Source organism: Streptomyces sp. NPDC001410 (assembly GCF_042895235.1).
Taxonomy (GTDB): Bacteria; Actinomycetota; Actinomycetes; order Streptomycetales; family Streptomycetaceae; genus Streptomyces.
In genome coordinates this window covers 393,649-414,539 of sequence record NZ_JBIAWE010000007.1, presented here as the reverse complement: position 1 = coordinate 414,539, position 20,891 = coordinate 393,649, and the positions used below count along the sequence as shown (strand labels likewise).

At 70.5% G+C, this 20,891-nt stretch carries 14 protein-coding genes; 7 read left to right on the top strand and 7 right to left on the bottom strand.

Translation table 11 applies throughout. The annotated features are described in order from the left end of the window. The first annotated feature begins 263 nt into the window (after positions 1-263). On the top strand, positions 264-1,013 hold the full coding sequence (locus tag ACFY3C_RS18140) for an SLATT domain-containing protein (RefSeq protein WP_386573065.1): 750 nt from the start codon (positions 264-266) through the stop codon (positions 1,011-1,013). Between the two features lie 20 nt (positions 1,014-1,033). Here ACFY3C_RS18140 and ACFY3C_RS18135 read toward each other — a convergent pair whose 3' ends face one another. After that, positions 1,034-2,569, bottom strand: coding sequence for a substrate-binding domain-containing protein (locus ACFY3C_RS18135; RefSeq protein ID WP_390771423.1), 1,536 nt, complete (start codon positions 2,567-2,569; stop codon positions 1,034-1,036). Positions 2,570-2,698: 129 nt separating this feature from the next. Next, positions 2,699-4,759, bottom strand: coding sequence for a protein kinase (locus ACFY3C_RS18130; protein ID WP_390771422.1), 2,061 nt, complete (start codon positions 4,757-4,759; stop codon positions 2,699-2,701). A gap of 213 nt (positions 4,760-4,972) precedes the next feature. Between ACFY3C_RS18130 and ACFY3C_RS18125 the strand changes: the two genes are divergently transcribed. From ACFY3C_RS18125 to ACFY3C_RS18115, 3 genes are all read left to right on the top strand, one after another. Beyond that, positions 4,973-6,328 (top strand): aspartate aminotransferase family protein, encoded by a 1,356-nt coding sequence (locus tag ACFY3C_RS18125; protein WP_390771421.1) that lies wholly within the window; start codon positions 4,973-4,975, stop codon positions 6,326-6,328. A gap of 111 nt (positions 6,329-6,439) precedes the next feature. Next, positions 6,440-7,135 (top strand): GntR family transcriptional regulator, encoded by a 696-nt coding sequence (locus ACFY3C_RS18120; protein WP_386573060.1) that lies wholly within the window; start codon positions 6,440-6,442, stop codon positions 7,133-7,135. A gap of 148 nt (positions 7,136-7,283) precedes the next feature. Continuing rightward, positions 7,284-7,934, top strand: a complete 651-nt coding sequence (locus tag ACFY3C_RS18115) for a hypothetical protein (RefSeq protein ID WP_389188967.1) — start codon at positions 7,284-7,286, stop codon at positions 7,932-7,934. A 139-nt stretch (positions 7,935-8,073) separates the two neighbouring features. On the opposite strand, the gene ACFY3C_RS18110 is transcribed toward ACFY3C_RS18115, so the two are convergent. The 4 genes from ACFY3C_RS18110 to ACFY3C_RS18095 form a co-directional block, all read right to left on the bottom strand. Further along, positions 8,074-9,240 (bottom strand): S8 family serine peptidase, encoded by a 1,167-nt coding sequence (locus tag ACFY3C_RS18110; protein ID WP_390771420.1) that lies wholly within the window; start codon positions 9,238-9,240, stop codon positions 8,074-8,076. A gap of 191 nt (positions 9,241-9,431) precedes the next feature. After that, positions 9,432-11,249: a bifunctional metallophosphatase/5'-nucleotidase gene (locus tag ACFY3C_RS18105; protein WP_390771419.1), complete on the bottom strand. Its 1,818-nt coding sequence runs from the start codon at positions 11,247-11,249 to the stop codon at positions 9,432-9,434. 144 nt (positions 11,250-11,393) lie between these two features. Continuing rightward, positions 11,394-15,995 (bottom strand): AAA family ATPase, encoded by a 4,602-nt coding sequence (locus tag ACFY3C_RS18100; RefSeq protein ID WP_390771418.1) that lies wholly within the window; start codon positions 15,993-15,995, stop codon positions 11,394-11,396. Beyond that, positions 15,995-16,438: a hypothetical protein gene (locus ACFY3C_RS18095; protein WP_390771417.1), complete on the bottom strand. Its 444-nt coding sequence runs from the start codon at positions 16,436-16,438 to the stop codon at positions 15,995-15,997. The genes ACFY3C_RS18100 and ACFY3C_RS18095 overlap by 1 nt, the downstream gene beginning before the upstream one ends. An 85-nt stretch (positions 16,439-16,523) precedes the next feature. Between ACFY3C_RS18095 and ACFY3C_RS18090 the strand changes: the two genes are divergently transcribed. Further along, complete coding sequence (locus tag ACFY3C_RS18090) at positions 16,524-16,730, top strand: hypothetical protein (RefSeq protein ID WP_390771416.1); 207 nt, start codon at positions 16,524-16,526, stop codon at positions 16,728-16,730. 147 nt (positions 16,731-16,877) lie between these two features. On the opposite strand, the gene ACFY3C_RS18085 is transcribed toward ACFY3C_RS18090, so the two are convergent. Beyond that, the gene (locus ACFY3C_RS18085) at positions 16,878-18,161 is read right to left on the bottom strand and encodes an adenylosuccinate synthase (protein ID WP_390771415.1); all 1,284 of its coding nucleotides are present in this window, start codon (positions 18,159-18,161) and stop codon (positions 16,878-16,880) included. A gap of 212 nt (positions 18,162-18,373) precedes the next feature. On the opposite strand from ACFY3C_RS18085, the gene ACFY3C_RS18080 reads away from it, so the two are divergent. Further along, the gene (locus tag ACFY3C_RS18080) at positions 18,374-19,216 is read left to right on the top strand and encodes a diacylglycerol kinase (protein WP_390771414.1); all 843 of its coding nucleotides are present in this window, start codon (positions 18,374-18,376) and stop codon (positions 19,214-19,216) included. A gap of 148 nt (positions 19,217-19,364) precedes the next feature. Next, positions 19,365-20,873 (top strand): APC family permease, encoded by a 1,509-nt coding sequence (locus ACFY3C_RS18075; RefSeq protein ID WP_390771413.1) that lies wholly within the window; start codon positions 19,365-19,367, stop codon positions 20,871-20,873. Positions 20,874-20,891: the final 18 nt, after the last annotated feature.

The window sequence follows — 20,891 nt, the reverse complement described above, 5'->3', positions numbered from 1 at the left end:
CTCGTCTTCGCCTGCGGCGTCGATTCTGTCGATTCTCCGTTGTGCACGAGCCTACGTGGTCTACGCGACCATCGCCCCGCCACTCTTTCGAGTGATAGCAGCGGCAGGCGCATACCTGATCAAGGCCCTCTTCCGGGCGGAAAAGAGGGGAAAGCTACGTCCCCGCCACCCATTGGGCGGTAGGAAGGGTGGCGCGCGTCGGCATGCAATGTCACGCAGTGTGACGGGCCGTGTTCAGTGTCGTGTTCAGTAGGGAGTGCCGGGTGGCTCAGCCGGAGATGCAGCCCGAGGGTCCGCCTCAGGACGGGTGGGGCGAGGGTGCGGCCGGGCTGCGGCCGGGCGATCTGACCGGGCGGTCGTTCCCGCTCGGGGACTGGGGGGAGCCCGCCGAGCGGCTCGACGAGCTGTACCGGTGGGTGGAGCGGGGGGCACTGCAGACGGCGTCCTGGTATCTCGCGGACCGGGTGTGGAAGCGGCGCGGGGCGCGGGCGCTGCGGGCCGGGGCGGCGGCGGGGGCGGTGTGCGGGGCCGCGCTGCCGTTGCTGGACCTGACCGGGGTGGTCGGCGGGGTGGCGCCCTGGGGGTATCTGGCGCTGATGCTCGCGGTGGCGTGCGTCGCGGTCGACCGGTTCTTCGGGGTCACGTCCGGCTGGATAAGGGACGTGGCGACCGCGCAGGCTGTGCAGCGGCGGTTGCAGGCGTTGCAGTTCGACTGGGCGTCGGAGAGCGTGCGGGAGGTTCTGGGACCGGCGGAGGGGACGGCCGGCGAGGCGGCCGAGCGGTGCCTGGGGGTGCTGCGGCGGTTCTCCGAGGACGTGATGGAGCTGGTGCGCACGGAGACGGCCGACTGGATGGTGGAGTTCCGCACGGGTTCGGCACCGCTGGGCATCCAGGCGGCGGTGGCGTCCGGGGCGCGAGTGGATTCGGGCAGCCCAGTGGGACGGTTTCCGCTGCCACCGGCGAACGGCACCCGCCCGAACATGCCCCGCCAGCGACCGCCCGAGCCTCGATAGACACCCGACGCTTCGACCGGCTACGCGCACAGTTTCATGCCCTCTGGAGTCCAGCACGGGACGTGGCCGTGCGTGCGGACGATGTTCTGGCCGTCCCCTCTGGACAGGTACGTCAGGAAGCTCGACGCCAGCGAGTCCGCGGGCGGCCGGCCGTAGGTGTAGGCGTACTCGATCTCTCGGTACGGGTAGGGGCTGTGGCCGTGTTCGATGGCGTCCACCGAGGGGGCGTTGCCGTCCAGGGAGAGGGCGTGGAGACCCTTCGCCCGGCCGGCCAGGTTGAGTTCGCTGTAGCCGATCGCACCGGGAAGTCTGGCCACCTGGGTCAGCACCTGGTCCGTGGAGTCGAGTTCGCACCGGGTCACCGGGGCCGTCGGGTAGTCCTTGTTGACGCAGTCGACGGAGGAGTTCGCCATCTCGCCCCGCCCCAGCACACGCCGCTGGAAGACCTGCCGGGTACCGGAGTTGGCGTCCCGGCTGACCAGGTGCACGGGCAGCGAACGCCCGCCCAGCTGCCGCCAGTTGGTGATCTCGCCCTGGTAGAGGCGCCGTACGTCCGCCGTGGAGAGGTTCGTCAGACCCACGTCGTCGTTCACCACCAGTGCGAAGACCGACAGAGCGACGCGGTTATCGCGCAGCTCCGGCATGTCGGCGGGTTCGGGCCCGTCGGACAGGGCGATCAACGGCGGTGAGCCGTGCCCCTTGGCCCGGGTGCCGGCGATGACCAACTCCCTTATCCCCACGGTCGATCCATGCGGATCCACCGTGACGGTCGCCCCCGCGCAGTCCTCCTCGTACTTCTTCGCCACCTCCCGCATCACCGGCTCGAACGCGGTCGACCCCGTGAGGGTCAGCGTGCCCTTCTCGCAGCCGATCGGCGGTGGCGTGTCGTCGCGGGCCACGACGATCGCCGCCAGGGTCACCACGCACACCGTGAGCATGAGGGTGATCATCCGGGACGCCCGGCTGAACAGCGGCGGCTTGTCGTCGGGCGTGGCGCTGCGGTTGGGATGGACCTCGCCGTCCCTGATCCCGCCGACGATCCGGATCTCCCGGCCGACGTCCCCGCCGGACAGCAGCACGAGCAGCTTGAAGTGGTCGCCCCGGTTCAGCGGGACACGCGGGATGCGCAGGGTGTTGCCCTCGTACCCGAAGCCGCGCTCGGCGGTGAAGTGGTCCATCAGATGGTCGGTGTCGGTCGGCTGGGTGACCGACACACCGCGCACCGTACGGTCCGTGAACACCGCGGTCAGCCCATGGCGCTCGGGGCTGGTGTAGTCGTCGCGGTCGATGCCCTGCGAGCCGTCGTTCTCGATGCGGAGCAGCACGAGGGTGGCGTCGCTCATGTCCGGCGCCCCGTCGAAGAGAAAGAGGCCGAGCCGGCGGTTGGCCCGGCCCGAGCGGACGTCGTCGCCGATGGGGTTGTCCATCTGCACGCGGTAGCCCACGCGCTTGCGGCGCGGCACCCGGCGCTCGTACCAGACCATGCCCGCGGACGCGACGATGCCCAGCACCGCCGTGCCGATGGCGACGACGTTCTCCGCGCTCAGCCACTCCATGTGGGTGCCCCCGCCACTCCCCGGAGTCGGATGGTGGGGTCACGGTACGCGCGAAGAAGGGGACGAACCGGACGCGTGGGCCGAAGTTCGCCCAACGTTCAACAGCCGTGACAGGAAGGCGGGTTCACCTCACTGCTTGGTGTACGTCAGGCTCTCCCCGCCGCTCCTCTTCACCCGCTTCAGCCGCCCGTCCGACAGCAGCGTGACCTCGGTGGCCTCACCCGGCGAGCAGGAGGACAGCGGCTCGCCGGAGCTGACGCTCGACGGCCCGATCTCCAACGGCCCGTTGTTGCCCGGCTGTTCGGTGAGTTCCGCCTCGAACACGCAGTGGTACGTGCCACCGCCCTCGGTGGGCCCGTCCGCGACGAGCGTGAGGACGGTGTCGCCCACCTTCCCCTGCTGGATGGTCAGTTGCCGGGTGTTGGTCCCGCTGGAGTTGTCGATCGTGGTCTCCCAGGTGCCGAGGTACCCGGCCGGGATCACCCCGTCCGCGGGCGCGGAGGAGGACGGCGCCGAGGTCGTGGGAGTGGGCGCCGGCGAGGTACCGCCCGGCGCGGTGGTGGTGACCGTAGGCGCAGGACTGACAGTCCCCCCGGCCTTGCCGTCATCCGCACCACGATTCATGAGCGCATACACCGACCCACCCGCACCAAGCGCAACCACCAACGCGATCACGACGAGCAACGCGGTGGACCGCCCGTTCCGCCGCTCGGGCTCCTGCGGAACCCCGACCGGCGGCGGCCCGTAGGGCGGGGTGGAACCGAGCCCACCCCCGCCGTAGGGGTTGTACGGCTGCTGCGGGTAGCCGTAGGCGGCGGCATGGGGCTGAGGATGCTGCTGGGGCTGCTGCGGATACCCGTACTGCCCCGGCGAGGCATACGGCCCGGCCGCCGCACCGTACCCCGGGGCGGCGGGAGGCGGACCGGGCGGCGGGGTCTGCCCGGACACCAGGGTCGGAAGATGATTGACGGCCCCACCACCCGGCATCGAGGGCGAGGGCGGCGCCGCAGAACCATCATCAGCAGCAGAAGCATGCTCAGGCGACCCACCACCCCCCTGCTGACGCACCCAAGCAGGAGCAGCCACCCCCGGCACCCCCGCACCCCCCGGCGCACCCGCAGCCGCACCCGGACCCCCTGGCGCACCCGCATCCGCACCCGCACCCGCCGACGGCGAATCCGCCCCACCGGGGCCACCCGCACCCGACGACGATTGCTGCACGGGTGGTGCGGGTGGGAACCCAGACCCGGCCGAAGGCCGGGTGCTCGGCGAAGGATCCTCCGCATCCAGCAGCTGCACCGCATGCCGCCCCAACTGCGCCACCAACGCCCCCGGCAGCCAGGGATCCCGGGACCGCCCCCCGGACACCGTGTCCTCCGCCCCCGTCCGCTCCAGAATCCGGTCCAGCGAAGGCCGAGCAGCGGGATCCTTCTTCAAGCAGTCCCGCACCAGATCCGCGATCCCCTCCGGCACCCCCTCCAGATCCGGCTCCTCCTGAGCGATCCGGAACATCAGGGCATGCACCCCACTGTTGGCACCGCCGAAGGGCAGCACCCCGGTGGAGGCATAGGCGAGCACGGACCCCAGGCAGAAGACATCGCACGCGGGCGTGATCCGATCCCCCCGCACCTGCTCGGGCGCCATGAACCCGGGCGACCCCACCAGCGACCCGGTACGGGTCAGCCCGTCCCCCGCCATGGTCTCCATCGCCCGCGCGATCCCGAAGTCGATCACCCGCGGCCCGTCGATGGTGACGAGCACGTTGGACGGCTTCAGATCCCGGTGCACGATCCCCGCCGCATGGATGTCCTTGAGCGCGTGCGCAAGCCCCGCCGCGAGGATCCGTACCGACCGCTCGGGCAGCGCCCCGTGATCGTGTGAGACGACCTGCTGCAGGCTGGGCCCGGCGACATAGCCGGTGGCCACCCAGGGCACCGCGGCCTCGGTGTCCGCGTCCAGCACGGGCGCGGTCCAGTGCCCGCCGACCCGCCGCGCGGCCGTCACCTCCTGCCGGAACCGCGCCCGGAACTCCTCCTGCTCGGCCAGCTCCTCGCGGACCAGCTTCACGGCGACCGTACGGCCCCGGTCCGACCGGGCCAGGTACACATGCCCCATACCGCCCGCGCCGAGCCGCGCGAGCAGCCGGTACGCCCCGATCCGCTGCGGATCCCCCGGACCCAGCTTGTCCATCCCCGCGCCGCCTTCCCCCCATAGGTCTGCAACGGACCGAGAATAGTGCGATCGCACGGGGAGCCGCGCGGACCTGGGTCTACGGTTCAGTAACGGCGGTGCCGTCGCACGTCGCCCACGTAGACCACGTCGACAACCTGTCGCGGAAAAGCCCCGCCCACGGAACAAGACGCCGATGTCGCGTCCGCATCCCGGACATTTACGCTCGCCCGCATGACCCCTCAGCTCAGCCCCGAAGCCGGCGCCGCGGTGAAGGCCGCGGACCGTGCGCATGTCTTCCACTCCTGGTCCGCCCAGGACCTCATCGACCCGCTCGCCGTCGCCGGCGCCGAGGGGTCGTACTTCTGGGACTACGACGGCAGGCGTTACCTGGACTTCACCAGCGGACTCGTCTTCACCAACATCGGCTACCAGCACCCCAAGGTCGTCGCCGCGATCCAGGAGCAGGCGGCGAAGATGACGACGTTCGCGCCCGCGTTCGCCGTCGAGGCGCGCTCGGAGGCGGCCCGGCTGATCGCCGAGCGGACCCCCGGCGACCTGGACAAGATCTTCTTCACCAACGGCGGCGCCGACGCCGTCGAGCACGCGGTGCGCATGGCCCGGCTGCACACGGGTCGCCCGAAGGTGCTCTCGGCGTACCGCTCGTACCACGGCGGCACCCAGCAGGCCGTGAACATCACCGGTGACCCGCGCCGCTGGCCCTCCGACACCGGCAGCGCCGGTGTCCTCCACTTCTGGGCGCCCTACCTCTACCGCTCCCGCTTCTACTCCGAGACCGAGGAGCAGGAGACCGCGCGGGCGCTGGAGCACCTGGAGACGACGATCGCCTTCGAGGGGCCGGGGACGGTCGCCGCGATCATCCTGGAGACCGTGCCCGGCACCGCCGGGATCATGGTCCCGCCGCCGGGCTATCTGGCCGGCGTCCGGGAGATCTGCGACAAGTACGGGATCGTGTTCATCCTGGACGAGGTCATGGCCGGGTTCGGGCGGACCGGTGAGTGGTTCGCGGCGGACCTGTTCGGTGTCGTGCCGGACCTGATGACCTTCGCCAAGGGTGTGAACTCGGGTTACGTGCCCCTCGGCGGTGTGGCCATCTCCGAGAAGATCGCCGAGACCTTCGGCAAGCGGGCCTACCCGGGCGGGCTCACCTACTCCGGGCACCCGCTGGCCTGCGCCGCCGCCGTCGCCACGATCAACGTGATGGCGCAGGAGGGCGTCGTCGAGAACGCCAAGCGGCTCGGCGAGAGCGTCGTCGGTCCCGCCCTGGCCGAGCTGGCCGAGCGGCACCCGAGCGTCGGCGAGGTCCGTGGCGTCGGCATGTTCTGGGCGCTGGACCTGGTGAAGAACCGGGAGACCCGGGAGCCGCTGGTGCCCTACAACGCGGCCGGCGAGGCGAACGCCCCCATGGCCGCGTTCGGTGCCGCCGCCAAGCAGCACGGACTGTGGCCCTTCATCAACATGAACCGAACCCACATCGTCCCGCCCTGCAACGTCTCCGAGGCCGAGCTGAAGGAGGGCCTGGCGGCCCTGGACGCGGCGCTGGGCGTCGCCGACGAGTACACCGCGTAACCGAACGGCAGCTGCCGCCGGGGCGACCCGAACGCGTAAGGTGACGTGCTCGTAAGAGATGACGAGCACCTACGAGTGCGTCACCCATACGTGTGAGGAGAGGCCCGGACGATGCCCGGCAACGGCGCCGTGACGCGCAACACCCTGCGCCAGCAGATCGCGGACGCGCTGCGTGACGAGGTGCTGGCGGGGCGGCTGCAGCCGGGCCGGGCGGTCACGGTCAAGGAGATCGCCGACCAGTACGGCGTCTCGGCGACCCCGGTCCGCGAGGCGCTGGTCGACCTGTCCGCGCAGGGCATCCTGGAGGCCGACCAGCACCGCGGCTTCCGCGTCCCCGAGTACTCGCCGGCCGACTACCGGGGCATGATCGAGGCCCGCAGCCTGGTCACCGACGGCATGTTCCAGGCTCTCACCACCCACCACCCGGCCTTCACCGCCGCGGAGGACCCGCGGACGGCGGCGGCCCTGGCGACGGTCCGCCGGCGCGGCGAGGAGGCCCAGCGGGCCGCGGCGGCCGGTGACCTGACCGTGCTGATCGGCTACGACCTGCGCTTCTGGCGCGAACTGAGCGGCCTGTTCGGCAACCCCTACCTGGCCGACTTCCTGCACCGCCTGCGGGTCCAGTCCTGGGTCTGCGCGGTCCAGCACCTGCGCCGCCTCCCCGACGTGCGCCACCACCTGTGGGCCGACCACACCGAACTGGTCGACGCCCTGGCCCGCCGCGACGCCGAGGCGGCCAGGGCCATCGTGGCCGCGGCCAACACCCACTCCCTCGCGCTCATCGAGAGCCTGGCCGAGCAGCCCTGATCGGCTACGTCACGTGCCGTGCGAACAAGCCGGACAGAGGGTAGAAGTCGCACCAGGGGGCCTCGACATGGCCCTCAGCGATTACGCTTCCTGAACGCCCTGCCCCGCGGAGTGCGGCCTCTGATCGACCCACACTAGGAGCTGTCCTTTGGCCTGTGACCTGTGGCTGGTCCCGCTCGTCGACGTGTTGTGCCACACCCCGGACAACCCGTTCGCCGAGGAACTCGCGCACTACAACAACGCGCTGGCCGCGGCCGGTCTCCCACCGGTGCCGGTGTACCAGTACATGCCGGGCCTGTCCGGCGACGTCGCCCCGGTGGCCGGCTTCGACTACGACGCGCTGCACTTCCTGCGCCGGGCCTACCTGCTCCAGGTGTGCGGGCTGCCGGTGACCCCGGTGGGCGAGCTGGGCGGTGACTACGAGCAGCTGCTGGAGATGTTCGAGTCGACGGCCCAGCAGTCCCACCTGGTGTGGCACTACGACCACGCGGGCGCCTACGTCCCGGTCGACTTCCCGCACCCACTGTCCAGCGACGAACTCCTCGCCGGCGGCGGCCCCTTGGGCTCCTCCCAGTCCCTGCTCAGGGAACTCGAACTCGTCGCCCCGACGATCGGCATCGACCCGGCCAACCCGCCGGCGGCACCGGCACCGCCGGCGGCCCCCACCGAACTGGAGGAGCCCGCGGTACCGGCGCCCTACGACCCCAGCCCCTTCGCCCGCGAGCGCCACGTGTGGCTCGGTCTGCACGCGGCGGCGACGCGGTCCCTGGCGCAGGGGTCGATGATCGTGTTCAGCTGAACCCGGCTGCCCGGATCAGAAGGTGTCCGCGTTGAGCGCCTGCTGGAGGTGCCGGGTGGTGTCGGGACCCCTCTGGCCGTCGACGCCGGAACCCACCACCCCGTCCACGGTGACCTTCGGACAGCTCTGGAGGGCCTTCTTAGCGCAGGCCGCCGACGCCGCGGGGCGCGCCGATGCCCGTGGGCGGGTCGTATCCCGTACCCGCGCAGAACGTGCCGGCGCAGCCGGTGACGATGTCGTAGAAGTTCTGGGGGTGCGCGTAGGGGTAGGAGTTGGGGTAAGTGCCGGCGGCGGGCGTGCCGGCCAGGGCGTACATGCCGGCGATCAGCGGCGCGGCGAGACTGGTGCCTCCGACGATCATCCAGCCGGAGCGGCCGGAGAGGGGGACCGTGTCGTACACCGCCAAGCCGGTAGCGGGATTCGCGTCTGCGGAGACATCGACGGTGGTGCGCTTGCTGGGGCAGAACCTGTCATGCTGGAAGGACGGCTTGGGTTCGAACACAGAGCAGCCGTTGCCGCCGCCGCTCCAGGCGCTTTCGGAGAAGCGCCCGGTAGAGGTCCTGCTCAGCGTGGTGCCGCCCACCGAGGTGACGTAGGGCGAGGCGGAAGGGTAGAGGGTTTGGCCTCCGGTGTCGCCCGAGGCGAAGGCGAAGGCGACGCCTGGGCGGTTCCGGAAGTGGAAGTCGAGTGAGCCCTCGCCCGAGTACTCACTGGCAGCCCAGCTGTTGGCCACGAACTTCGCGCCCTGCGCTGCGGCCTGGTCGACCGCCGAGAGCATGCTGCCGGTGAGGTTGTCGGCGGCCTCGACGACCAGAATCTTGCACTGTGGACAGGCCGCGCTGACCGCGTCCACGTCCAGGGACTCTTCCATTGCCCAGCCGGGGTCCGTGGTGGCCGGGAGCGGCGTGGGCTTGCCGTACTGGTTGATCACGCGCAGGCACCCGTTGGCCTTCGTGCACGGCGCCAGGCCGAACTGGCTGCGGTAGACGGCCAGATCACTCTCCAGGTTCGGATCGTGATAGGCGATGGTGATGGCCACCGTCCCTCCCGGGGCGGCAGAGGGCAGCCCGTAGGCGCTCTGAATCTCCTGCGGTCCGTAGCCGGCGGGCCGCTGGCGCGGCTGAAGGACTCCCGTCGCGCTCACGTCGGTACGGACCATCGACTGGCAGAACGCCCGATCAGGGTCGTGCGGGTCCGCGCAGACAGGCTGGGCCGAGGTCCGCGGCTGAGCAGCCGGAGACCCGGCGACCACACTCGCCAGCACCACGGCAGCCGCGACCAGCGACTTGATCAGACGCACCCGCATGACGCTCCCTCAAGGACCCGAGGACAGGCAGATCCCCACCCCGAACGCCACTGTGAGCACAACCGCCCCGCATCCCGCCCGACCGACACGCGACAGCCCACCGCTCGGCCCAGCCTCCCCACCCCGGCATGCTGCAACGGGTGGATCTGTCCCAGCGGCGACGTGAGACAGATCCACGGCTGACGGCCTGCTCAGAACACCGGTGTCCCGTCCTGCGTCAGCTTCCAGTTCACGTCCGCGAAGTCCGCCGGGTCGAGCGCCTTCTTCGCCGTCACGTAGTCGATCATCAGCTGGCGGATCTCGTTGGTGGAGCTGTAGGCGATCGGCGCCGAGGCGATGTGCGGGTAGCCCGAACCGCCGTTCGCCCGGTAGTTGTTGACCGCTACGACGAAGACCTGGTCGTCGGCGACCGGGGCACCGTTGTAGGTGAGGTTCTTGATCCGGGAGCCCTCGGGCTGCGCGATGTCGATCTCGTAGTCGACGCCCGCCGCCGTGTCGTACATGTAGTCCCAGAACTTGTTGGCGTTGGTGAGGGTCGCGGTGTCGACCTTCGTGCCGGCCGGGACCTGGTAGTAGTACTTCGCCCCGAACTCCAGGTAGTTCTTGAGCTGGGCACCCGTCAGCTTCTTGCCGTACAGGGTGTTGTCGTAGATGTAGAGCCCGGCGATGTCCTTGATGGTGACGTTGCCCTGGGGAATGTCGGCCGTGCGGCTGAAGGGCGCGGCGACCGAGATCAGCGGGAGCGCCGCGTCCGAGGCCGAGAGTCCGGCCTTCACCGTCTCCATCTGGACCTTGTGGATGAAGTCCATGATCGGCACGTCCTTCCAGCAGGACTCCGCCGCGGAGAGGTCCTGCGTGCAGGTGCCGACCGCCGTGTTCACGTACTTCACGACCAGCTCGTGGTCGGCCTCCAGGAGCTTCTTGATCTCCGGGTCCTCGTCCACGTCCTTGGGGTTGAGGGTCTGCGCCGTCTTGCTCGTCACCTTCCACTGGCCGTGGTGGAGTTCGAGTTCGAAGTCGAAGACGCTCAGGCGGTAGCCCCAGCAGTACGGCTCGGAGAGGAGGACCTCCTCTCCGGTCTCCGCGTTCTTCACCGTGTACGAGGGCACCTCGACGTGCGTGTGGCCCACCAGGATCGCGTCGATGCCCGGCACCTGCTCGGCCACCAGGTTCGAGGCGTTCTCGACGTACGGGAGCGAGTCGCCCCAGGACGAGGAGCCGTCCAGGCCCGAGTGGTCCGTCAGGAACACCACGTCACAGCCGAGCGCGCGCATCCGTGGCACGTACTTCTTCGCCTGCTCGACCAGGCCCGGGAACACCATCTTGCCGCTGACGTTGTCCTTGTCCCACAGCGCGATGCCGGGGTTGGTGAGGCCCAGGATGCCGACCTTGATGTCCGGGGCACCCGGCACGCAGATCCGCTTCACGGTGTACGGCTGGAAGGCGGGGCGCAGCGTCTTCGCGTCCAGCGCGTTGGCGCCGAGCAGCGGGAAGCGACACTGGCTCTCGAACTTGCGCAGCGTGTCGATGCCGTAGTTGAACTCGTGGTTGCCGAGGGCGGCGGCGTCGTAGCGCATGTGGTTCATGGCGACGGCCATCGGGTGCTTGGGGCCGCGCTTGCCGTCGGTGCCGGTGATCGGGTCGACGCGCGCGAAGTAGTAGGCCAGCGAGGTGCCCTGGATGATGTCGCCGGCGTCGACGAGCAGCACACGGTGCTCGCCCTTCGCCTCCCGCTGCTGCTTGATCAGGGTGGCCACCCGGGCCACACCCACGGAGTTGCCCGCCTTGTCGGTGTAGGCGGCGTCCTTGTAGTAGTCCCAGTCGAAGACGTGGCTGTGCAGGTCGGTGGTGCCCAGGATGGAGAACGACCAGGTGCGGGGCGCCTTTTCGGGCTGCAGCCCGGCCGCCTGGGCGGGCGCCGCGGCGACGGTCCCGGTGGCGGCGACCGCCGCACCGGTGACGGCCGACTTCTTCACGAACTCCCGGCGGTTCATGGGGCTGAGGGGCATAAGGGGGCTCCTGGAACTGGAGACGAAGGAGGGACGCACTACCCGCGTAGATGGTCTCCGTCCTCCAGCTCCGTGCGGAACCAGGAGCACCCCATGTGCCGGTCAAGGATGTCCATGACCGGCCGGGGTGGTTCTCGCGCCGTCTCAGTCGCAGGACCTTCGGTACTCCAGGTGTGGGAGGAGCGCCTTCCACTGGTCTTCGGGGACGCTTTCGGGGTTGCCTGCGCACATGTCCTCGTAGAGGCGGTCGGTGTCGAAGTCGAGCACGTAGGTGACCTCTTCGTCGTAGTCACCGCCCAGTGGGCTCTCCTTGGTGACGGCCAGCCACCTCAGACCCGTAGGTGAGCTCGACGGGGGGAGACGCACGGCCTTGACGTCGTCCAGCCGGACCAGCTCCGGAGTGCGCCAGCGCCCGTCCTCACCGATGGACCAGATGCGATACGGGTCGCCGGTCACCGCGTAGCGGCCGTCGGAGGTCACGGTCAGCGACTGGACCTCCCGGTCGAGCCGTACGTCATGCTGCTTCCTGTGGGGTCGCTTGTAATTGGTGACGTCCCAGAACTCGACGGTTCCGTCTCGGAGTGTGGTGGCCAACTCCCCCGCGCCCGTGGGGAAGAAGTCACCCGGCGCCGACGGTATCGAGCCGCCCTTGTCGGGATGCGTGGGCCGGGAGAGGTCCCAGAGCCGGATGTTGTCCCCCGCCTCCTCCGTCACGAGCAACTGGGACACCGCGTCGTACATCGCGCTCTTCGCCAGCGCGCCCTCCGAGATACTGCCTCCCTTGCGGGGGTGGGCGGCGTTCGAGACGTCCCAGAATCTGAGGTCCTCTCCGTCCTCTATGGTGACCAGTGAGCGCGGTCCGGCGAACCACAGGTCTCCCGTGCTGAAGAGGCCACCCTTGACCTGAGCGCCGATCGTGGACCGACGCACGGGCTTCGCCGGATCCCGGAGGTCCCACAGCGCGATGCCGCTCTCCTCCCGCGATCCCGTCGCCAGGAGGAGGCCGTCGGGGCTCACGACGGCGGACGGGACGTTTGCGGTGAGCGGGATGCTGCCGCCCTTCTTCGGAGGTCCGTTCCCGTCGAACTCCCAAAGCTGGAAGGAATTGTGAAGCCCCTTGGTCCAGTAGTGGGCCAGGACCATGGGCTTGCCATGCCGACGGGTCAGGAAGTAGTTCGCCTCCCATCCCTTCGGGAACGTGTACCGGAGCCGCGGCCCGCCGGGATCACCCACGTCCCACACCTGCGTGGTCGTCGTGTAGTCCGGTTCCTCCCTCTTGGTGATGACCAGTTCGCCGTCGGCACTGAACGGGCTGGTCCCCGCCTCGGTCACCGCGGGCAGGCTTCCCGGAAGTGCCGGAGCCCAGGCGTGCTCGGAAGACCACAGCCGTATCGTCCCGCCCACCTCACCGGCTGCCAGCAGCCGGCCGTCGGGGCTGTAGGCGACCGACTGGGCCGGCTCCCCCGTCGGCAGCTTGGCGAGCTCCGGTGGGTAGTCCGCCAGGTCGGACACCTTGCGCGTGGCGTCCACCCGGCTGATCCCCTGGCCCCGGTCCGCGCCCGCGAGGAACTTGCCGTCCCTGCTGAAGGCGAGCGACGGAATGCCGAGTGCGTTGCCCCAGCCCGCGAAGGAGCTCGCTGCCACCCGCCGCAGCTGCCGTCCGCCCTCCACCCGCCACCAGGCGCTCTTGCCTCCGCCGCCGGTCGCGACGACCAGGTCGCGCCGTGGGTGGGCCGCGACGGCCATCACCGAGTCGGCTCGCTCCGTGTCCCGCAGCACGGGGTGATCGGGATCGGCGAGGTCCCACAGCCGTACTTGTGCGGGCGCCTTACTGGCTCCCTCGCCGACCCCGTTGCCCGTGATCAGATGGTCGCCGTCGCGGGTGAAACCCAGCGAGATGACGGCCGCCTCCGCGACCGTCCGCTGCATCCGCAGTGCGGGATGCGCCGGATCGCTCACGTTCCACAGCCTCAGCCGGCCCGCCGCGCTGCCCGCCGCCAGCGTCTCCCCGTCGCCGCTGAACGCCACGGAGTACGTCATGCCCTTCTGTTCCAGGGGGAGACGCGACAGCCGCCGGGGACGGCGCGGGTCCGAGGTGTCCCACAGCGTCAGTTCCTTCTCCGACTGCGCCGCCAGCAAGCGCGTGCGCGGATGGAACGCGATGGCCGCGCTGCCCTTGAACTTGAACCGGCCTGCCTCCACGGGTCGCGGTCCGGACAGGCTCCACAGCCGCACTCGGCCCCGTCGGTGACTGGCGGCCAGCACCTTGCCGTCGGCGCTGTACGCGAGGTTGAGCACCGGCTCCTCCCGGTGTGCGTCGGCGGGAAGGAGCTGGACGGGTGCCGCCGTCGTCGCCGCCGTGTACAGGCTCGAGCGGGTCTCCGGGGTCTTCGCCGTGCGGTATGCGGCCAGGCTGAGCCGCAGCGCGGTGAGCGGGTCACGCTCCCGTATGTCGTCGGCCCGGGTGGCCAACTCCCTGGCGATCAGGCTCCTCTCCCGGCTCGCCGCCTGTCCGTTCTCGTAGAAGGCCCAGGCGGCCAGCGAGCCGGCGATCAGCCCCATGGCTGTGACCAGGGCGAACACGGCGCGTGCTCGGCGCCTTCTGCGTTCCGCCGCCTGACGGGCGCGCTGCTGCGCCCGCTCACTCGCGCCGACGAAGTCCCGCACCACCTGCCGCACCAGCACGCGCGGAATCGCCGGTTCTCCGTCCTCCCCCGCATCGGCGCCGGTGAGTTTCTTCGCGTCCGCCAGGTGTGCGTCCGTCCACAGCCCGCTCGACGTGCGCCCCGCCGCGGCCCATCCCTCCGCCGCCTCCGTCAACCGCCGCAGGCGCAGCAGGTCGTCCCGTACCTCCGTGATCCAGCCGCTCAGCCTGCCCCACGCGTACAGCAGCGAATCGTGGCCGAGCTGGGCCCAGCCGTCCTCGTCCACGACGACCAGCCGGGCGTCCGCGAACCGGCGCAGCAGGTCCTGGGTGCCGTCCTGCTCCTCCGGGGGCACCCGGCGGCGTACCAGCCGGCCCTCCCCGTCGGCCACGTGGACCATGGCGAGCATCATCTGCCGCAGGCGCCTGCGGCCCTCGTCGTCGAGGCCGCCGTAGATCTGGTCCGCCGCTCTGGCCACCGCGTCCCGGATGCCTCCGGCGTCCTGATACGCCGCGTAGGTGAGCGTGTTGCCGTGCCGCCGCAGCCAGATCTCCCGGAGGGCGTACGCCAGATACGGCAGCCCGGCGGCGTCACCCGTGCCGCCGCCCCACCGCTCCTCGTTCACCTCGCGCCGCAGGATCCGTGGTACGCCTTCCTCCCACTCCAGGCCGACCTGCCGCGCCGGGCCGACGACGGCCTGTTCGATCTCGGCATCGTTCAGAGCCGGCACGGTGAAGTGGTCCCGCTCCACCACAGGGGCGAGGTGAGGATCCGTGAGGGCGTCGTCGTGGTAGTCCGCGCGCAGGACCAGCACGATGCGGGGGCCGTCCGCTGCGGTGAGGGCGGCGGCGAACCGCTCCCGTTCGGTCGCGTCGGCGCCGGGCGTGAAGCACTGCTCCAGCTGGTCGATGACCAGCACCCGCGGCGGCTGTCCGGCCACAGGACGGCTGAAGCGGCCTTGATCCAGGTCGCGTACGACGTCGGCAAGCGGCCGGTCCACCGCCGCGGCCCAGGTCTCGGCCAGCTCCCGGAACGGCTGCGCACCCGGGCCGGACATGATCCGTACCCGCCCCAGCCCCTCCTGCTCCGCCGCCACGCTCAGGCCGGCCCGCAGCAGCGAGGACTTGCCGACACCCGATGTCCCGATCACGAGCAGCGGCTTGCCGGGCCGGGTCTCCTCGACACGCCGGAGCAGGGCTCGGGTCACCTGTTCCCGGCCGAAGAAGAGGTGGTGCTGCTCGGGCAGGAACGGGACGATGCCCGGGTACGGGCACACCGCGTCCGAGTCGTCGTCCGTGGGCGGTACGGCTTCGGTGGCTGGGCGTGACGCGTAGCGGTGGTTGGCCGTGAGGACCAGCTCCGACATGCGTGCGGTGCCGCCTCCGTACGGCCGGGCGGCACGTTGCCTTTCGTTCTGGAGCCGCTGATCGAGAAGCCGGTAGACCGTGTTCAGGGTCAGCCATCTGGGCCCGCCCGCGTCGCCCTCGCGCAGCAGGTCCAGCAGGTGACCGGTGAACAGGGTGCGCTCGGCTCCCTCAGGGGCGTAGGCCAGGGTGTTGCGCAGGGCCGACCCGAGCAGGTAGCTGCCCTGGGGCCGGGCGCCCCCGAACGGGTCCGAGACAGGCGCGCGGCTGGGCTCCGTGGCGTTTCCGGAGAAACAGCAGTCGAGGATCACAACCGGGTCCGCCGCCGCATCGCTCAGATAGCGTTCGACCTCCGAGTAGGGCACGGAATGCGCGGTGTCCGTCAGGGATCTCGTCGCGGCCGTTGCCAGATACAGCCGCCCTCCCGGCCCCCGCAGACCGTGACCGACGAAGCAGAAGACGACGATCCCGTCCACGGCCCGGTCCTCGCGAGGAGCGGCCTGGTCCGCGGCCTCCGCCAACGCCTCGAGCACCTCGCTCGGCGACTGCGGATCCGGCAGGAACCGGACCCGGTCTCCCATCCCACACTCGGTGCGCAGGGCATCGGCCAGCGCCCGTGCCGACGAAACGGCGGCCGGAAGGCCGTGCAGCAGGTCGCCCGGGTGACTTCCCGTGCCGACCACCACCGCGTGGCAGCCGGGGCCCGTCAGATCCAGCCTCCCCCGTAACGGCTCCATCAACGCGCCTCCCGCGAGCCCCCGGACTCACCTTCCCGCTCCGTCACCGCGCCCGTCCCCTCACCGGCGGGCTCGTGGTCAAGTGCCCGCGCCACGCGCTGGGCGAGCTCGCTGGTTGCCTCGGCGGTCAGCCCGCGCACTTTCTCCGAGAAGACGACTACCTGCGTGCCGTCCGGCTGGCTGACGGTGACGGTCACGTTGCCGCGGCGGTTCTGCAGCCATACGACGACGGCCGCGCCCACGGCTGCCGTCGGGCCGCCGGGCGCCAGGAGCAGCGTCAGCAGCTCACTCCACGCGCCCATCGCCCCGGTCGGGACGCCGCCCGGGGCCTCGCGCCGGACGAGCCCGCGCAGTTCGGGATCCTGGCGCAGCCAGTCGTACAAGTCGTCCGTGGCGCTCGCGTGATCGCCCGTCGCCGTCTCCACGGCCAGTGTGACACGCACCCCTGCCCCTCCCCCGTCTCTTCGCGACCGCAGTCACGCCTCCGTATCTCTCAACTCCCCTTACCCGCTTCTGAGTTCATTGCACATGACGTCGCCCCGGCCCGCCGAGGCGGACCGGCACACGCTCGCCCTGCCTGCTCACTTCCACCATGCCGTGGATGGCGGCCACAGCGCCTCGCTCGCCATCAGCAGCGACGGCCCGAGGCGCACGGGGCACACCAGGAGCGGATCCCTGTCGTACCGGGCGACCTCGAAGACGGCCGGATCGGAGCAGTCCGTGCCGTCGGCCTGATGACCCTCACGACCGTACGGTCCCCGGCACTGCGCGCTCCGGTGGACGCTCATACGTCCACCGGGCACGACGAAAGACCGCCCGCCGATCACGCCCGAAGGCGGAGCGGCGGGCGGTCCAGGCACCCGGCGGGAGCCCTCCCGCGCCCTACAGGAACGAGTTGATCTCGATCGTCTCGTCCCGGCCCGGACCCACGCCGATCGCGGAGATCGGGGCGCCGGACATCTCCTCCAGCGCCTTGACGTAGTTCTGGGCGTTCTTCGGGAGGTCGGAGAAGGACTTCGCCTTGGTGATGTCCTCGGACCAGCCGGGCAGGGTCTCGTAGACCGGCTTCGCGTGGTGGAAGTCGGTCTGCGAGTACGGCAGCTCCTCGACGCGCTTGCCGTCGATCTCGTACGCCACGCAGACCGGGATCTCCTCCCAGCCGGTCAGGACGTCCAGCTTGGTGAGGAAGAAGTCGGTCAGGCCGTTCACACGGGTCGCGTAGCGGGCGATGACCGCGTCGAACCAGCCGCAGCGGCGGTCACGGCCGGTCGTCACGCCCCGCTCGCCGCCGATGCGGCGCAGCGCCTCGCCGTCCTCGTCGAAGAGTTCGGTGGGGAAGGGGCCCGCGCCGACGCGGGTCGTGTAGGCCTTGAGGATGCCGATCACGCGGCTGATCTTCGTCGGGCCCACGCCCGCGCCGGTGCAGGCGCCGCCCGCGGTCGGGTTCGAGGAGGTGACGAAGGGGTACGTGCCGTGGTCGATGTCGAGCAGGGTGCCCTGACCGCCCTCGAACAGGACGACCTTGTCCTCCTCCAGCGCCTGGTTGATGACCAGCACGGTGTCGGTGACGTACGGCTTGATCTGCTCGGCGTAGCCCAGCAGCTCCTCGACCACCTGGTCGGCGGAGATGGCGCGCCGGTTGTACAGCTTGGTGAGCAGCTGGTTCTTGACGTCGAGGGCCGCCTCGACCTTCTGCTGCAGGATCGACTCGTCGTACAGGTCCTGGACCCGGATGCCGACGCGGTTGATCTTGTCGGCGTAGGTCGGGCCGATGCCGCGGCCGGTCGTACCGATCTTGCGCTTGCCGAGGAAGCGTTCCGTCACCTTGTCGACGGTCACGTTGTACGGCGTGATGATGTGCGCGTTACCGCTGATCAGGAGCTTGGACGTGTCGACGCCACGCTCGTTCAGACCGCTCAGCTCGGAGAGCAGGACCGACGGGTCGACGACGACACCGTTACCGATGACCGGCGTACAACCGGGAGAGAGGATTCCGGAAGGGAGGAGGTGGAGTGCATACTTCTGGTCGCCGACGACCACCGTGTGGCCGGCGTTGTTGCCGCCCTGGTAACGCACTACATAGTCCACCGAGCCACCGAGCAGGTCGGTGGCCTTCCCCTTGCCTTCGTCACCCCACTGAGCACCGAGCAGCACAAGTGCGGGCACGCGCGTACACCCCTTCCGGGCGGGGCATGTCCAAGGTCGGGGGCAGGGGCGTAAGGTTCACCGCCGCGTACCACCGCGACCGCCTTTGGTCGCACAACCGTCGGACCGGATGCCCCGGAATAGACGAAGCCCCTGGCGCAATAGCGCAAGGGGCTCTTGCACAAAGATGCTACCCGAGGAAGCGAGGCAGGACCGAGGTGGCGACTTTCGCGATGTCCGAACAGCTGCTGGTGATCATCGATCCGGCGGCACGGCAAACCGACGGAGAGTCCGTACGGATCGCGAAAGACGTGCTCAGCGCGGGTGCGACCACCAAGGTGTGCCTGCCGGACGGCCCCGAGGAATTCGCCCGGGCGCTCGGCCGGCGAGGGTCCCGGCGCCCGGTCGTGGTCGGCGACGACCGGGCACTGGTCCGCGCGGTGACCCTGCTGCACCGCCATCGCGAGCTGGCCGGATGTGCACTGTCGGTGGTCCCGGTCGGGGGTGCGGCCCTGGCGGAGTCCCTCGGCGTGCCCGCCGGTGCGGTCGCGGCCGCGCGGGCCGTGCTGGACGGCGCGGAGCGGCGCCTGGACCTGCTCGTGGACGACAGCGACGGGGTCGTCCTGGGCGCGCTGGGCATCCCGCCGGCGCCGGTGCGGGCGGCCTCGGGCGCCAACGAGCCGGTGGGCGTCCCCTCCGGGCGTCCCTGGCTGCGCACGACGTACCGCTCCCTGGTGCGCACCCTGGCCCCGCGCCCGCCCCGGCTGCCGGCCGTACCGGCCCCGGGCCCCTCCCGGCTCCGGGTCGAGCTGGACGGCGAGACGCTCGTGGACCTGGACCAGCCCGTGGAGGCGGTGTCGGTGACGCCGGGCTCCTGCGGGATGGCCGAGGTGGAGGTCCGGCCGCTGTCGGTGGGCGCCGAGGCGACCCCGCTGCGGGCCCGTGGCCGCGCGGTGACGGTGATCGGGTCGGACTTCCGCTACCGGGCCGACGCGCAGGTCTCGGGGCCCGTACGACGGCGGACGTGGACCGTGCGCGAGGCGGCCTGGGCGCTGACGCTGCCCGCCCATCACTGACGTCCTGCGGCCCCCCGGACCAGCTCTAAAGGTCTGGTGACAAATATTTAACCGTGCCGACCCCTTGAGGGACCGGTTCTCCCTCCACCATCCTGCTCCATCAAGGCGTGGTGCGTCCGCGCGTGGCGATCAGGAGAGGGGCCACCCGATGGCAGTGGACGAGGGCGTCGCCGCGGCGGCGAAGACGGACGGCGACGGAGTGGTTCATCGGCTGAAACCCAACGCTGTCGGCCTGCTCGGCGTGGTGTTCATGGCCGTCGCCACGGCCGCGCCGATCACCGCGATGACCGGCAACGTGCCCTTCATGGTGTCCGCCGGGAACGGCATCGGGGCGCCCGCAAGCTATCTCGTCGCAATGGTCGTCCTGGCAATCTTTTCCGTGGGTTTCACGTCCATGGCGAAGCACATCACGTCCACGGGCGCCTTCTACGGCTTCATCTCCTACGGCCTCGGCCGCACCGTCGGCCTCGCCTCGGGACTGCTCGCGACCTTCGCGTACGTCGTCTTCGAGCCCGCGCTGATCGGGATCTTCTCCACCTTCGCCACGACCACCCTCAAGGACCAGTCGGGGCTGGACGTCCCGTGGTGGGCCTTCGCGATCCTGATGCTGGCGATCAACGCCACCGGCACCTGGTTCGGGGTGAGCGTGGCCGAGAAGCTGCTGGTGGTGCTGCTGGCGACCGAGGTGACCGTGCTGGCCGCGATGGCCGTCTCGGTCGCCTTCCACGGCGGCGGACCGCACGGCTTCACCTTCGCGCCGGTCAACCCGGTCAACGCCTTCAAGGGCACGTCCGCCGGGCTCGGGCTCTTCTTCGCCTTCTGGTCCTGGGTCGGCTTCGAGTCGACGGCGATGTACGGCGAGGAGTCCCGCGACCCGAAGAAGATCATCCCCAAGGCGACGATGATCAGCGTCCTGGGCGTCGGCGTCTTCTACGTCTTCGTCTCCTGGATGGCCATCTCGGGCACCGGCGCGTCAAGCGCCGTGGAGGTGGCGACCAAGGATCCGATGGGCCTCTTCTTCAACCCCACCGAGCGCTACGTCGGCCACTGGGCGGTCGACGTCATGCAGTGGCTGATGATCACCGGTTCGCTGGCCTGTGGCATGGCCTTCCACAACTGCGCCGCCCGCTACATGTACGCGCTGGGCCGCGAGGGCGTCCTGCCGTCCCTGAAGAACACCGTCGGCCGCACCCACGCCCGGCACGGCTCCCCGCACATCGCGGGCCTGGTGCAGACGGTGGTGAGCGGGCTGCTGGTGGGCGCGTTCTGGGCCGCGGGCAAGGACCCGTACAGCGGCACGTACGTCCTGCTCGCCATCCTCGGCACCATGGCGATCCTCGTCGTCCAGGCCGTGTGCTCGTTCGCGGTGCTGGTCTACTTCCGCGGCCACCACCCGGAGAGCCGGCACTGGTTCCGGACCACCGCCGCCCCGCTGATCGGCGGGATCGCGATGCTCGCGGTGGTCGCGCTGCTGGTGTCCAACATGGGCGCGGCGGCCGGCCCGGAGTCCGGCTCACTGGTCCTGAAGGCGACGCCGTGGCTGGTCGCGCTGATCGCGGCGGCGGGGATCGGCTACGCGCAGTACCTCAAGCGGCGCTCGCCGGAGCGGTACGCGCTGCTGGGGCGGACGGTGCTGGAGGAGACGAAGGAGCGCTGACCTGACCTGCGGACCCCG